The organism is Pseudonocardia wallangbongensis, from assembly GCF_054486945.1.
Window position 1 is genome coordinate 327,461 of record NZ_JBRERS010000004.1, and the last position, 14,323, is coordinate 341,783.

General features: G+C 73.1%; 13 protein-coding genes. 6 read left to right on the top strand and 7 right to left on the bottom strand.

The window, feature by feature from the left end; translation table 11 throughout:
• Positions 1-2: 2 nt before the first annotated feature.
• Positions 3-725 (bottom strand): dipeptidase PepE, encoded by a 723-nt coding sequence (pepE, locus tag ACU436_RS16700; protein WP_459026236.1) that lies wholly within the window; start codon positions 723-725, stop codon positions 3-5.
• A 76-nt stretch (positions 726-801) separates the two neighbouring features.
• Between pepE and ACU436_RS16705 the strand changes: the two genes are divergently transcribed.
• On the top strand, positions 802-1,860 hold the full coding sequence (locus ACU436_RS16705) for a tartrate dehydrogenase (RefSeq protein WP_459027017.1): 1,059 nt from the start codon (positions 802-804) through the stop codon (positions 1,858-1,860).
• Positions 1,861-1,925: 65 nt separating this feature from the next.
• Here ACU436_RS16705 and ACU436_RS16710 read toward each other — a convergent pair whose 3' ends face one another.
• Positions 1,926-3,299 (bottom strand): FAD-binding oxidoreductase, encoded by a 1,374-nt coding sequence (locus tag ACU436_RS16710; protein ID WP_459026238.1) that lies wholly within the window; start codon positions 3,297-3,299, stop codon positions 1,926-1,928.
• A gap of 73 nt (positions 3,300-3,372) precedes the next feature.
• Positions 3,373-4,041: a GntR family transcriptional regulator gene (locus ACU436_RS16715; RefSeq protein WP_459026240.1), complete on the bottom strand. Its 669-nt coding sequence runs from the start codon at positions 4,039-4,041 to the stop codon at positions 3,373-3,375.
• Positions 4,042-4,103: 62 nt separating this feature from the next.
• On the opposite strand from ACU436_RS16715, the gene ACU436_RS16720 reads away from it, so the two are divergent.
• Positions 4,104-5,009 (top strand): fumarylacetoacetate hydrolase family protein, encoded by a 906-nt coding sequence (locus ACU436_RS16720; protein ID WP_459026242.1) that lies wholly within the window; start codon positions 4,104-4,106, stop codon positions 5,007-5,009.
• On the top strand, positions 5,006-6,469 hold the full coding sequence (locus ACU436_RS16725; protein ID WP_459026244.1) for an aldehyde dehydrogenase (NADP(+)): 1,464 nt from the start codon (positions 5,006-5,008) through the stop codon (positions 6,467-6,469). Before ACU436_RS16720 ends, ACU436_RS16725 begins: the two co-directional genes overlap by 4 nt.
• A gap of 65 nt (positions 6,470-6,534) precedes the next feature.
• Here the strand turns inward: ACU436_RS16725 and ACU436_RS16730 are convergent, their stop codons facing one another.
• The 4 genes from ACU436_RS16730 to ACU436_RS16745 all read right to left on the bottom strand — a co-directional run bounded on the left by ACU436_RS16730 (position 6,535) and on the right by ACU436_RS16745 (position 10,549).
• Positions 6,535-8,073: an AbgT family transporter gene (locus tag ACU436_RS16730; RefSeq protein WP_459026246.1), complete on the bottom strand. Its 1,539-nt coding sequence runs from the start codon at positions 8,071-8,073 to the stop codon at positions 6,535-6,537.
• Positions 8,070-9,011 carry a CE1 family esterase gene (locus ACU436_RS16735; protein ID WP_459026248.1) on the bottom strand — a complete coding sequence of 314 codons (942 nt, stop codon included), beginning with the start codon at positions 9,009-9,011 and terminating at the stop codon, positions 8,070-8,072. The genes ACU436_RS16730 and ACU436_RS16735 overlap by 4 nt, the downstream gene beginning before the upstream one ends.
• 111 nt (positions 9,012-9,122) lie before the next feature.
• On the bottom strand, positions 9,123-9,887 hold the full coding sequence (locus ACU436_RS16740) for a creatininase family protein (protein WP_459026250.1): 765 nt from the start codon (positions 9,885-9,887) through the stop codon (positions 9,123-9,125).
• Entirely contained in the window at positions 9,887-10,549 is a 663-nt protein-coding gene (locus ACU436_RS16745) for a FadR/GntR family transcriptional regulator (protein ID WP_459026251.1), read from the bottom strand. Before ACU436_RS16745 ends, ACU436_RS16740 begins: the two co-directional genes overlap by 1 nt.
• A gap of 130 nt (positions 10,550-10,679) precedes the next feature.
• Here ACU436_RS16745 and ACU436_RS16750 point away from each other — a divergent pair, with 130 nt between their 5' ends.
• Genes ACU436_RS16750 through ACU436_RS16760 form a run of 3 tightly spaced genes read left to right on the top strand, consistent with a single transcriptional unit; the run spans position 10,680 to position 14,220 of the window.
• Positions 10,680-12,353, top strand: coding sequence for an FAD-dependent oxidoreductase (locus tag ACU436_RS16750; RefSeq protein WP_459026253.1), 1,674 nt, complete (start codon positions 10,680-10,682; stop codon positions 12,351-12,353).
• On the top strand, positions 12,350-13,807 hold the full coding sequence (locus tag ACU436_RS16755) for an ATP-binding protein (protein WP_459026255.1): 1,458 nt from the start codon (positions 12,350-12,352) through the stop codon (positions 13,805-13,807). The genes ACU436_RS16750 and ACU436_RS16755 overlap by 4 nt, the downstream gene beginning before the upstream one ends.
• Positions 13,804-14,220, top strand: a complete 417-nt coding sequence (locus ACU436_RS16760) for an OsmC family protein (RefSeq protein WP_459026257.1) — start codon at positions 13,804-13,806, stop codon at positions 14,218-14,220. Before ACU436_RS16755 ends, ACU436_RS16760 begins: the two co-directional genes overlap by 4 nt.
• Positions 14,221-14,323: the final 103 nt, after the last annotated feature.

Sequence of the window (14,323 nt, forward strand, 5' to 3'; positions counted from 1 at the left end):
GATCATGGTGCCTTGTCGAAGACGGCGGCGCGCTCGCCCATGACCGGAGCGAGGTCGGTGCCCGCCGCCAGCTCCTCGGGCTCCCGCCCGCGCCGGAAGAGCACCGCGTCCCGCCCGTGCAGGACGGCGACCGGCCCGTCCACCCGCAGCCACGCGCCCTCGCGCAGCCCCAGCACCGGGACGTCGTTCTCCTCCAGGAACTCCGCGATGCGCTCGGCCCGGGTCTCGCCCATGTGCGTCGGGTCCGGCGGGGCGTCGAGGTAGTGCGGGTTGATCTGGAAGCCGACCAGCCCGAGCGCGGCGAAGCCGTCGGGCTGCACGATCGGCATGTCGTTGGTGGTGCGGACGGTGGGGCACGCGAGGTTGGTTCCCGCGCTCGCCCCGCCGTAGCGGGCGCCCCGGCGGGCGGCCGCCCGCAGCGCCGCGAGGAGCCCGCCGCGTTGCAGCGCGCGCAGCAGCCGGAACGTGTTGCCACCGCCGACGAACACGGCCTCGGTGGCGGCGAGCGCGGCCACGGCGTCGGGCACCGTGTGCAGGCCGCGCACGGCCACGCCGGCGCGGGCGAACGCGTCGCCGACCGCGTCGGTGTATGCATCGTGGTCGGCCAGGGCGTACGGGACGAACAGCACCTCCCGTCGCCCGTAGAAGGACGCCAGCTCGTCCCGCACGTGCGCGAACCGTCGCCGGCCGTGGTCGGTCGAGTTCGAGAGCAGCAGCAGGTCCACGAGGTCTTCCTCTCGGTCGGCGTCCCGGGGTGATACTCGTCATCGTGTTCCACCCGCCGGCGGTCGCCGTGCTGGGATTCGGTCCGTGAGCAGAGTCGCAGTGATCCCCGGCGACGGGATCGGCACCGAGGTCGTGGAGTCCGCCCGCACCGTGCTCGACGCGGTCTCCGCGCGGCACGGGATCACGCTCGAGTACACGGAGTTCGACTGGTCCTGCCGGCGCTACGAGCGCGACGGCGCGATGATGCCGGCCGACGGCATCGACACGCTGCGCGGGTTCGATGCGATCCTGCTCGGCGCGGTCGGCTGGACGGGCGTGCCCGACCACGTGTCGCTGTGGGGCCTGCTCATCCCGATCCGGCGCGCGTTCCGGCAGTACGTCAACCTGCGCCCGATCCGCGTGTTCGAGGGCGTGCAGAGCCCGCTGCGGGCCGCGGACGGCGTCGACTTCGTGGTCGTGCGCGAGAACAACGAGGGCGAGTACTCCGAGGTCGGCGGCCGCGTCAACCGCGGCTTCCCGGACGAGGCCGCGATCCAGGAGTCGATCTTCACGCGCGTCGGGGTGAGCCGGATCGCGGACTACGCGTTCGAGCTGGCCGCCTCCCGGCGGGGCCACGTCACCTCGGCCACCAAGTCGAACGGGATCGTGCACACCCTCCCGTTCTGGGACGAGGTGGTGGCCGAGCGCGCCGCCCGCCACCCGGACGTGCGGTTCGACAGCGAGCACGTCGACGCGCTCGCGGCGAAGTTCGTGCTGCAGCCACAGGGCTTCGACGTGGTGGTCGGCTCGAACCTGTTCGGCGACATCCTCTCCGACCTCGCCGCGGCCGTCGCCGGCTCGATCGGCATCGCCCCGTCCGGCAACCTCAACCCGGAGAAGGAGTTCCCGTCGATGTTCGAGCCCGTGCACGGCTCCGCGCCGGACATCGCGGGCCAGGGCATCGCGAACCCCGTCGGCGCGGTGTGGTCGGCCGCGATGATGCTGGAGCACCTGGGCCACGGGGCGGCCGCCGCGGACATCCTCCGCGCGATGGAGACGACCCTGGCGAAGCCGGAGACCCGCACGAGGGATCTGGGCGGAACGGCGAGCACGACGGAGGCGACCGAGGCGCTGGTGGCGGCCCTGGAGGGCTGAGGCCCCGAAGTTCAGGAAAGCCACATTCATGAACCTGCAGTACAGGAATGTGGCTTTCCTGAACTTCAGCCGGCGGCCAGGACCTTCCCCGGGTTGAGGATGCCCTCCGGGTCGAAGGCTTCCTTGATCTTGCGGTGCAGGCCAAGGCTGACGTCGCCCAGCTCGGTCTCCAGCCAGCCGCGCTTGAGGACGCCCACCCCGTGCTCGCCGGTGATCGTCCCGCCCAGGGCGAGGCCGAGCTGCATGATCGCGTCGAACGCCCGCAGGGCGCGCTCGACGGCGGCGGGGTCGCCGCGGTCGAAGATCACGGTGGGGTGCATGTTGCCGTCGCCGACGTGGCCGGGGCAGGAGACGAGGACGTCGTGCTCCGCGGCGATCGTGGTGATGCCGTCGAGCAGCTCCACCAGCCTGGCGCGGGGCACGGCCACGTCGTCGATGAGCGTGGACCCGAGCTTCTCCACCGCGAAGTGGACGATCCGGCGCGCCTGCATGAGCATCTCGGACTCCGTGGCGTCGGAGGCGACGGCGACGTCGAGCGCGCCCAGCTCGGTGCAGACCGCCCCCATGGCCTCGACGTCCGCGGCGGCGCGGGGCCCGCGGTCGGACTGCGTGAGCAGCAGCGCGCCGGCGCCGGTGGGCAGGCCCATGTCGCGGTAGTCCTGGATGGCCTGCACGGTGACGCGGTCGAGGAACTCGCACAGCGACGGCTGCAGGCCGGCGGCCATGATCCGCGTGACGGCGGACAGCGCGTCGGTGGGGGAGGCGAACGCGGCGGCCATGGTCAGGGCCGCCTCGGGTGCGGGCTTCAGCCCGAGCGTGGCCCGCGTGATCACGCCGAGGGTGCCTTCGGAGCCGACGATCAGCTTGGTGAGGTCGTAGCCGGCGACGCCCTTCGCGGTGCGCCGCCCGGTGCGCAGCAGGTCCCCGTTCGCGGTGACGACCTCGAGCCCGCGGACGAAGTCGGTGGTGACGCCGTACTTCACGCAGCACAGCCCGCCCGCGTTGGTGGCGAGGTTGCCGCCGATGGTCGAGAGCTCCCACGACGACGGGTCGGGCGGGTAGTACATGCCCTGTTCCAGCACCGCGCGGGACAGCACGGCGTTGAGCACCCCGGGCTCGACGACGGCCACCTGGTCGACCGGGTCGATCTCCAGGATGCGGTCCATCCGGGTCATCGCGAGCACGATGCCGCCCTCCACCGCGTTGGCGGCTCCGGAGAGGCCCGACCGCGCGCCCTGCGGCACGACCGGCACCCGGTGCGCCGACGCCACCCGCAGGACGTGCCGCACCTGCTCGGTCTCGGTGGGACGGACGACGGCGAGCGGGGTGCCCGCGTCGCAGAAGCTGGCCTCGTCGAAGCGGTAGGCCTCGGTGCTGGCGGAATCGGTGACGAGGGCGTCGGCCGGAAGCCCTAGGGCGAGCTCATCGAGAACGGTCATGATCTCCTCCGGCCGTCGCACAGCAACTTCGGTGGTGGCACACCAACTGCAGTTGGTGTGCGGGCGCTGATGTTCATGTGTGAGCCTCCGCGGCGGTCTCGCTCGGCCCTTCCGGGCGCAGCCGGGCGTGGGACAGCTCCAGGTGTTCCCGCACCGCGTCCGCTGCGGCCGCGGGATCGCAGGCGAGCACGGCGTCGGCGATCCGCCGGTGCTCGGCGAGCGCCTGCGGGCCGATGCCGCGGTGGTAGTGCTGCCGGTAGATGTGCAGGTGCCAGTTCGTGCGCTGGAACGCCTCCCGCACCTGGTCGCTCCCGGCGAGCTCGGCCAGCAGCAGGTGGAAGCGCGCGTCGTGGGCGGAGAACGCGCGGTACGCGGCGTAGGTGTCGGCCTCGGGCGCGTCGGCGGTGGCGAGCTCGGCCTTGAGCCGGGCGCGCCCGGCGGGAGTGGCCCGCTCGGCCGCGGTGGCGGCCGCCCACGGCTCGATGAGCAACCGGAACCGGTAGAGGTCGGCCAGCTGGTCGGGGGTGAGCAGCGGCGTGGTGCGGTAGCCGCGCAGCGGCTCCTTCACGACGAGCTGCGCGGACTCCAGCCGTGCGAGGGCCTCGCGGACCGGTGTGGGGGAGACGCCCAGCTCGCGGGCGAGCCCGTCGATGGACAGCCGGGCACCCGGCGCGATCGCGTGATCCATGATCCGCGCCTTGATCGTCTCGTGGACGTCGTCGACCAGCCGCCCTGGCAACACCGGCAAGATCCTATAGGATCCGAGGGCAGCGTTGACGCGACGGACAGGAGCCGGTGGAGAGCATGGAGATCGTCCGCTACGTCGATCAAGGAGCCGCGGAGCCTCGGGTGGGGGTGCGTCGGGACGGGAAGATCGCCCCGGTCCGCTTCGGTTCGGTGGCCGAGCTCCTGCGCGAGCCGCTCGACGGCCTGCGCGCCGGGCTGGAGCCCGCCGGAGCGGAGGTGGACGCCGCCGCCGTCACCTACCTGCCGCCCGTCGACGGGCGCACCGAGGTGTGGGCCTCCGGGGTCACCTACGAGCGCTCGCGCGAGGGCCGGGTGGAGGAGAGCACCCAGGCCTCCATCTACGAGCTGGTCTACGACGCCCCGCGCCCGGAGCTGTTCCTCAAGTCGGTGGCGTGGCGGGTGGTCACCGACGGCGAGCCGGTGGCCGTGCGCGCCGACTCGGAGGTCGACGTCCCCGAGCCGGAGCTCGCGGTCGTCGCCAACAGCCGCGGCGAGATCGTCGGCTACACGGTGTGCAACGACATGAGCTCGCGCTCCATCGAGGGCGAGAACCCGCTCTACATCCCGCAAGCGAAGATCTTCAACGGTTGCTGCGCGCTGGCCACGGGTATCCGGCCGGCGTGGGAGGTCGACACCGCCGATCTCGCGATCACCATGAAGGTCGTGCGCGGCGACGCCGTCGCGTTCGAGGGCGAGACGAGCACCGCCCGCCTGCACCGCACGCTCGAGGAGCTGGTGGGGGTGCTCTACGCCCCCAGCGACTTCCCCGACGGCGCGATCCTGTCCACCGGCACGGGTATCGTCCCGGAGCTGAACTTCTCGCTCACCGAGGGCGACCGCGTCGACATCGAGATCGCGCAGGTCGGCACCCTGTCCAACCCCGTCGTTCGGGGCCGCGAACCGTTGTCCTGGCTGGTGGACGCCCTCGATCGTCCCGGGGCCAGGAGGAAGGGCCAGCAGTGACCGTCACCGATACCACCCCCGAGGAGCTCGAACGCGTCCTCGCCGCGGCGGCGCAGGCCGCCGGCCCGTTCGCCGCGCTGCGTCCCGCCGAGCGCGCCCGGCTGCTGCGTGCGGCCGCCGATGCGCTCGACGCGGCGGCCGGCGAGCTCGTGCCGATCGCGATCGAGGAGTCGTCGCTGCCGGAGGGCCGGCTCACCGGGGAGGTGGCCCGGTCCAGCGGCCAGCTGCGGCTCTTCGCCGACACCCTCGAGGAGGGCTCCTACCTCGAGGTGGCCCTCGACTCCGCCGACGCCAACGCCAAGCCGGTGCCGCGGCCGGACCTGCGCCGGATGCTCCTGCCGCTCGGCCCGGTCGCCGTGTTCGCCGCGAGCAACTTCCCGTTCGCGTTCAGCGTGCCCGGCGGCGACACCGCCTCGGCCCTCGCGGCCGGCTGCCCGGTCGTCGTCAAGGCCCACCCCGGCCACCCGCGCCTGTCCGTGCGCACCGGCGAGGTGCTCGTCGAGGCCCTGCGCGCGGCCGGCGCCCCCGACGGCACGTTCGCGGTGGTGCACGGCATGGAGGCCGGGGCGACGGTGCTCACCGACCCGCGCATCAAGGCCGGCGCCTTCACCGGCTCGGTGAAGGGCGGGCTCGCCCTGCTGGACATCGCCACCACGCGCGAGGAGCCGATCCCGTTCTACGGCGAGCTCGGCAGCCTCAACCCGGTGTTCGTCACGCCCGCGGCGATCGCGGCCCGCGGCGCTGAGATCGCCGACGGCTACGTGGGCTCGTTCACGCTGGGCACCGGGCAGTTCTGCACCAAGCCCGGCCTGCTGTTCCTCCCCGCGGGGCACGGCCTGGAGGAGCGGCTGACCGACGCCGTGCGCGGCACCGCGCCGGCCGGCATGCTCAACGAGCGCATCCGCGAGGGCCACACCCACGAGCGGGACCGGCTGGAGGGTCTCGGCCCGCTGCGCACCCTCGTGCACGGCGCCGAGAGCGACTCCGGCGTGGCGCCCACGCTGCTCGCCACCACGGCCAAGGAGCTCCTCGCCGACCCGGACCCGATCCTGCAGGAGTGCTTCGGGCCCACGTCGATCATCGTCGAGTACGCCGACGGCGACGAGGCGCTCGCCGCCGCCGAGGCGTTCGGTGGCAACCTCACCGCCACCGTCCAGGCCGAGGACGCCGACGCCGCCACGCTGCCGCCCCTGCTGGACGCGCTGCGCGACCGCGCCGGGCGGCTGGTCTACAACGGCTGGCCCACCGGGGTGGCCGTGTCGTGGGCGATGCACCACGGCGGGCCGTTCCCGTCGACCACGGCGTCGATCCACACGAGCGTCGGCACCACGGCGCTCCGGAGGTTCCTGCGCCCGGTCTGCTACCAGAACACCCCGCAGGCCCTGCTGCCCGAGGCGCTGCAGGACGCGAACCCGCTGGGCCTGCCGAGGCGCCTGGACGGAGTGCTCACGGGAGCCTGATCCGCTGCACGTACGGCACCCTCGTCCGATAGAGCGGTACGAGGGTGCCGTTCGTGCAATCGGAATCAGCGCACCGGGGCGCCGGGGCCCAGCGGGATGCCCAGGGCCCACCACGCCAGGAAGAGCAGCGTCCACACCGTCGTCATCGCGATGGCCAGGGGCAACGTGTAGGACGCCAGGGTGCCGATCCCGGCGTCCTTGCGGTACCGCTGCAGGAACCCCAGCGCCATGATGAAGTACGGGCTCATCGGGGTGATGGCGGTGGAGCCGGAGTCGGCGATGCGGAACAGCGCCTGGGTGGTCTCCGGCGGCACCGCGACGAGCATCAGCATCGGCACGAGCACCGGTGCGGCGATCGACCACATCGCCGAGCCGCTGGTCACCATGATGTTCACCAGGGTGAGCAGGACGAGCACGAGCAGGAACACCACGACGGTCGGGGTTCCCGTGGTCTGCAGCGCCCCGGCCGCGACGACGGCGAGCACGTCACCGACGTGCGTCCAGTCGAAGTAGGCGAGGAACTGGGCGATCGCGAAGAACAGCACCAGCACGGGGGCCATCTGCTTGAGCCCCTCGACCATCAGCTTCGGCACGTCGGCGGCCTTCGCGATCGTGCCGACGCGCAGGCCGTAGACGATCCCCACCAGCCCGAACAGCAACGCGACGATGGCCGCGATGCCCTCGAGCAGCGGTGAGTCGACGATGCTGCCGCCCGCACCGCGCAGCGGCGACGACGCGGGCGCCACGACGGCCACGAGCGCGATCAGCGCCACCACCAGCGCGAGCCCGGCCAGCCGGACGGCCGAGCGCTCGCGCGCGCTGAGCTGCAGCTGGTCGATGTCGTCGGCGGGCGCGTCCGGGTCGGGGTCCAGGTCGGGTCGCTTGCTCAGGACGAGCCGGGTGACGATCGTGATCACCAGGGCCAGCACGAGCGACGAGGCGATGTTGAAGAACCAGTTGCTGATCGGCGAGACGTAGGCGTCCGGGTCGATGATCTGCGCCGCCGCCGTCGTGATCCCCGCGAAGATCGCGTCGTTGGGGGTGGGCACCGGGCTCGCGTCGTAGCCCGAGGCGATCGCCGTGTACGCGACGACGATGCCGAGGATCGGGGAGCGGCCCACCGCGCGGAAGGCCAGGCCGCCCAGCGGCACCAGGATGATGTACGCGGCCGCCGACGCCACGTGCGACACGGTGCCGGCGAACGCCACGGCGAACACGACGAGCGAGGCCGGCACGCGCGAGACGCCCACCCGCATGACGGCGGCGAGGAACCCGGAGCGCTCGGCCACCGCGACGCCCATGATCACCACGACGATCGTGGCCATCGGCGGGAACGTGGCGAAGTTGTCGATCATCGTGGAGACGGCCATCGCGAGGCCGTCCCCGGAGAGCAGGCTCTGCACGGTCACGGTCTCGCCGTCGCTCGGCGACACCACCGAGACCCCGGCCGCGGCGAGTCCGGCGCTGACGACGGCGAGGATGGCGGAGAGGGCCCAGAACAGCCAGAACGGGTGTGGCAGCGCGTTCCCGACCCGTTCCACCACGGCCATCGCGCGCACGATGCGCGGCAGCTCCTGGGGGGTCGGTGTGCTCGTCGTCGTCATGACGCCTCCTGCAGCCGGTGGTGCCGCAGGAACTCCCACAGCACCTCGTGCGCCTCGATCGTCTGGGTCGTGTGCCCGCCGCCCGAGTAGCTGTCGGCGCCCGGCCAGGTGTGCCCGCCGCCGTCGACGGCGACGTGCTCGACCCGGGCGCCGCCGTCGCAGCCGGTCCAGCGCCCGACGGTGACATCAGGCCCGACCGCCTCGTGCTGCGGCCCGGCGTGGCAGCCGTCGCGCTGCGCCCAGGCCGCGACCCAGTCGGTGATCGCGGGCAGCCCGCGCTCGGCGTCACCGCCGTAGGGGATGGTGGCGTCCGCGGTGCCGTGGAACTCGATCACCGGCACGGCGCGTGCAGGCTCGCACGGCGGTTCCCCGGTGCCGTAGAACGCGCCCGCCACCGGCGCGATGGCGGCGACCCGGTCCGCCGCGCGGCAGGCCAGGACCCCGGTGAACCCGGCGCCGTTGGACTTGCCGGTGGCGTAGACCCGGCGCTCGTCCACGCAGAGGCCGGCCTCCAGGTGGTCGATCAGGTCGTTCGTGAACGCGACGTCGTCCACGCCAGGGGCGGAGTAGGGCGCGCCCTGCCACGCCTGCCGGTCGCCGTCACCCGTCCCGATCACCCCGTTCGGGTACGCGACGATCGCGGGCAGCGTGGAGAGCTTCGAGAACTCCTCGGTGCCCGCTCCCGTGTTGCCGCGGCCGTGGTAGACGAGCACGAGCGGCCACGCGCGGGCCGCGTCGTAGTCCGGCGGCAGGTGCAGCTGGTAGGTGCGGTCGCGGCCGCCGCTCTCGATCGTGTTCAGCTCGCTGGTGCCGGGCTGTTGGGTTGCGGCCCGGCCGCAGCCCCCGGGTTGCGCGAGGGCGGGCGTACTGCCGCTCAGCGTCGCGACCAGCGCGATCGCGGCGGCGACGCCAGGCGCCCACCTGCGGGTGGTGGTCATCGTGTTCCCTTCGGTCGGCGTCCTCGACGGCCGGCGGAGCGCTGCATCAGGGCGCGGGGGATCGGCGGCGGTACCAGCGGGTGCCGTCGTGATGCGGTGTTCAGGTGTGGGTCAGGCCTTCAGCCACTCCGTGACGAACTCGGCGATGCGCGCGACGATCGCGTCGACGAGCGCGGTGCCGTCCTCGGGTGTGGCCCGGCGCGGGTCACCGAGCACGCCGTTCGGCGAGAGCCGGTCGTAGCGCACGGTGAGGGTGGGGGCGCCCGGGCGGCGGTTGACGGCGCCGAGGGCGTCGAGCTCGGCGAGCCGGGTGGTGCCGGGGACCAGGCGGTCGCGGCGCACCAGGTGCGGGGCGACGGCGAGCACCTGCGCCGTCTCGGCCTCGCCGCTGTGCCCGTGCACCTCGCTGACCCCCATCCCCGCGACGACGTCGGCGGCGAGCGCGGTGAGGGGGGTCCAGGCGAACTGCAGGTCGGGGTGGGTGGCGAGCAGGTCCTGCGCGACGGTCGAGAGGGCGGCCCCGTTCCCGCCGTGCCCGGTGACCACAAGGATCTTGCGCCAGCCGTGGCGGTACAGGCCGTCGGCGTACTCGCGCACGACCGCGGCGAACGTCGTGGTGGTGAGCGTGACGGTGCCGGCGAAGGCCATGTGGTGCGGCGACACCCCGACGGGAACGGCGGGCCCGATCACGGCGGGCCCGGCCAGCACGTCGGCGACGCGCTCGGCGACGTGTTCGGCGCGCAGCAGGTCGGTGGCGAGCGGGAGGCCCGGCCCGTGCTGCTCGAAGGCCCCGGCGGGGAGGATCACGACCGGGCTGGCGATCACCGCGTCAGCCGCCTCCGCCGTGGTCATCTCGCCGAGCCTGCGGGTGCTCATCACGCCCGGACCGCCTCGCGGATGGAGCCGAGGTGCTCCTCGACGAGACGCTGGGCGAGGTCGGCGTCGCCGCCGCGCACGGCGTCGAGGATCCGGACGTGCTCGGCGTGGTCGCGCTCGCGGTCGTCGTAGCGGTACCGGATCTCGATCTGCTCCCGGACGCGCACGTGCAGCAGGGCCTCAACGGTCTCGCGCAGCAGCGCGTTGCCGGTGGTGGCGGCGAGCGCCGCGTGGAAGTGCACCGCGGGGCGCAGGTCGCCCCTGGGCGGGTGCAGCGCGTTCGTGACGCTGTCCTCGAGCCGGCGCAGGCCGTCGGAGTCGCGGGTGCGGGCCGCGGCGGCGGCGATCGAGGGCTCCAGGACGAGCCGGGCCTCGACGAGCTCCAGCACGGCCGTGGGGGAGGGGCTCGGCCGGTGCGGGTTGGCGAGCAGCCTGCGGTCGACCCCGCTGCCGACGTAGGTGCCCGAGCCGTGCCGGAACTCGACGGCGCCGGTGGCCTCGAGGCGGCGTAGCGCCTCGCGGACGGTGGGCGTGGTGACCTCGAAGCGGCGTGCGAGGTCGCGCGAGGACGACAGCTGGTCGCCGGGTGCCAGGTTCTCGGTCCGGATGATGTCCACGATCTCGTCGGCCAGGCGCTCCGACAACGTCTCACCTCTGGTCACCAAGTGACTAAATCACTTGGTCTCTCGGTCCGTCAAGCGCGACGCTCGCCGTCCGCCCCGCACGGCGCTAGGTTCGACGAGGGATTCCGCCCCTCACCGGGGCGGGACCGTACGTCCCGCTGGAGCCTGCATGACCACGATCGAGCCGCGCTCGACGAAGTCCGTCCTGATGACCGTGGACGACGATCCCGGGGTGAGCCGCGCCGTGGCTCGCGACCTGCGTCGGCGCTACGGGCAGGACCACCGGATCGTCCGCGCCGAGTCCGGCCGCGACGCGCTCGACGCGCTGCGCGAGCTCACGCTGCGCGGCGAGCCGGTGGCGGCGATCCTCGCCGACTACCGGATGCCGGAGATGAACGGCATCGAGTTCCTCGAGCAGGCCATGGACATCGCCCCGCACGCGCGCCGGGCCCTGCTCACCGCCTACGCCGACACCGACGCGGCGATCCAGGCGATCAACCTGGTCGACGTCGACCACTACCTGCTCAAGCCGTGGGACCCGCCGGAGGAGAAGCTCTACCCCGTCGTCGACGCGCTGGTCGAGACGTGGCGGGCGGTCGGTCAGCGTCCGGTGGACGAGATTCGGATCGTCGGCCACCGCTGGTCGGCCGAGTGCTTCTCGGCCCGCGACTTCCTGGCCCGCAACTCCGTGCCCTACCGCTACTACTCGATCGACGAGCCGGAGGGCGCCCGGCTGCTGGAGGCCGCGGGCGCCGGGCCGGAGGACGTCCCGGTGCTGATCACCACCGACGGCACGGCGCTGCGCTCGCCCACGGACGCCGAGATCGCCACCGCCGTCGGGCTCACCACCGAGCCGGCCACGGACTTCTACGACCTGATCGTGGTGGGCGGCGGGCCGGCCGGGCTCGGCTCGGCCGTGTACGGCGCGTCCGAGGGCCTGCGCACGGTGCTCGTCGAGCGCCAGGCCACCGGCGGGCAGGCCGGCCAGAGCTCGCGCATCGAGAACTACCTGGGCTTCCCCGACGGCGTGTCCGGCGCGCAGCTCACCGACCGCGCGCGCCGGCAGGCCGCCAAGTTCGGCGCCGAGGTGCTCACGGCCCGCGACGTCGTCTCCCTGGAGGCCCGCGGCTCGGCCCGGGTCGTGCGGTTCGGCGACGGCAGCGAGATCGCCGCGCACGCCGTGGTGCTGGCCACCGGCGTCTCCTACCGCAGCCTGGACGCCCCCGGCGTCGCCGAGCTCACCGGCCGCGGCGTGTTCTACGGCTCGGCGGCCACCGAGGCGCCGGCCTGCCGAGGCGAGGACGTCTACATCGTCGGCGGGGCCAACTCCGCGGGCCAGGCGGCGGTGTTCTTCAGCCGGCACGCCGCCACCGTCACGCTGGTCGTGCGCGGGGCGAGCCTCGAGACGTCGATGTCGACGTACCTGATCAAGCAGATCGAGGCGATCGACAACATCACCGTGCGCACGGCCACCCAGGTCGTGGAAGCGCACGGCGACGACCACCTGCAGTCCGTCTGCCTCCGCGAGGGCGACCGGACGGACTCGGTCAAGGCCGGCTCGATGTTCGTGTTCATCGGGGCGGCACCGCGCACGGAGTGGCTCGACGGCTTCGTCCAGCGCGACGAGCGCGGCTTCGTCCCCACCGGACCGGACCTCGTGGTCGACGGGCAACGGCCACCGGGCTGGACGCTGGATCGGGACCCCTACCACCTGGAGGCGAGCGTGCCCGGGGTGTTCGTGGCAGGAGATGTGCGGGCCGACTCCGTGAAGCGGGTCGCGTCCGCGGTCGGGGAGGGCGCGATGGCCGTCACGCTCGTGCACCGCTACCTGGCGGAACAGTGACGGCCCCGGAGACGGCGAGCCTGACGCCGGAGGAGCTGCGCACCCTGTTCCTGTTCGCCGAGCTCGAGGACGACCAGGCCGCATGGGTGATCGAGAACGGTGACGTCGTCGCCTTCCCGGCAGGGGAGTACGTCGTCGGCGAGGGCGAGCCCGCGCGCTGCTTCTACGTGCTGCTGTCCGGCACGATCTCGATGAGCAAGCTGGTGAGCGGCGACCCCGTCGAGACCACGCGCACCGAGCAGCGCGGCGTGTACTTCGGCGCCACGCAGTTCTACCTCGACGACGACACGGCCCTGGCCTACCCGGCGTCCGTGCGGGCGATCACCGACTGCTCGGTGCTCGCGTTGCCCGCGAAGGACTTCGCGCAGGCGTTCGCCTCCTGGTTCCCGATGGCGGTGCACCTGCTCGAGGGCATGCTGATGGGGCTGCGCAAGAACAACTCGCAGGTGGCCGAGCGGGAGCGGTTGCTGGCGCTCGGCAAGCTGTCCGCCGGGCTCACCCACGAGCTGAACAACCCGGCAGCCGCCGCGGGCCGGGCGGCCGACGCGCTGCGCGACAAGGTGGCCGGCATGCGGGCGAAGCTCGCGATGATCGCCGACGGGAAGATCGCGGGCGACCAGCTGAAGAAGCTGGTGATGGCGCAGGACGAGTTCGTCAAGAAGGTCCGCCACGCGCCCACGCTCTCGCCGCTGGAGGCCACCGACCGCGAGGACGAGCTCGGCGACTGGCTCGACGACCACGGCATCGAGGGCGGCTGGGACCTCGCCCCGGTGTTCGTCGCAGGCGGGCTCGGCGTGGAGGACCTCGACGCGGTGGACGCGGCGGCGGGCGAGACCACGCTGGAGGGCGCGGTCCGCTGGCTCGCCTACACGGTGGAGACCGAGAGCCTGCTGCGCGAGATCCTCGACGCCACCACCCGGATCTCCGACCTGGTGCTCGCCGCGAAGCAGTACTCGCAGCTCGACCGGGCGCCGCACCGGTTCATCGACGTGCACGAGGGCCTCGACGCCACGCTCGTGATGTTCGGGCGCAAGCTCGCGCCCCCGGAGTCGGGCGCGTCGGCGGGCATCAGGATGCTCAAGGAGTACGACCGGACGCTGCCGTTGGTCCCGGCCTACCCGGCCGAGCTCAACCAGGTCTGGACCAACATCATCGACAACGCGATCGACGCCATGGGCGGCACGGGCACGCTCACGGTCCGCACCGGCCGGGTCGACGAGTGCGTGTTCGTCGAGATCGGCGACACCGGGCCGGGCATCCCGCCCGACGTCCGGCGGCGGATCTTCGAGCCGTTCTTCACCACGAAGCCGGTCGGCCGCGGCACCGGCCTGGGCCTGGACGTGAGCTACCGGGTCGTCGTCAACCGGCACCGGGGCGACATCTCCGTCACCTCGGAGCCCGGGGACACCCGCTTCCGCGTTCTCCTGCCGATCACCGAGGAGCCCGCCGCGTGACCATGCAGATCCCGCTCGCCACGGCCGGGGCGCGCCTCGGGTCCGACGCGGGCCGGGCCGTCGACCTGCGGCTGGGCCCGCACCACGTCACCGCCGACCATCCCGCGAGCGGCGCCGGCGCCGGCCCCAGCCCGCTCGAGCTGATGACGGGCGCGCTCGCGGCGTGCAGCGCGATGTCGGCACGCACCCACCTCGAGCGGGACGGCGACCCGGGCGACATCGAGGTGGTCGTCACCCTCGACGCCGGCCCGCCCACCCTGCTCTACCGGCGGGTGCTGCTCGGGTTCCGGCTCGACCGCGCCGAGGCGCACCGGCTCGTCGATGCGCTCGAACGCACCGAGGTGACGCTGATGCTCAAGCCCGGCTTCGCGATCCGTACGCAGATCGAGCACGCCGGAGAAGCACTGACCTGAGCTGGTCCGAGTTCGGGACGGCGCGATGATCATGGGGATGCCGCCCCGCCGCCGGCTCGGCGCGCGTGACCCCGATTGCAGCAAAGCCACTTTCATGCAATCT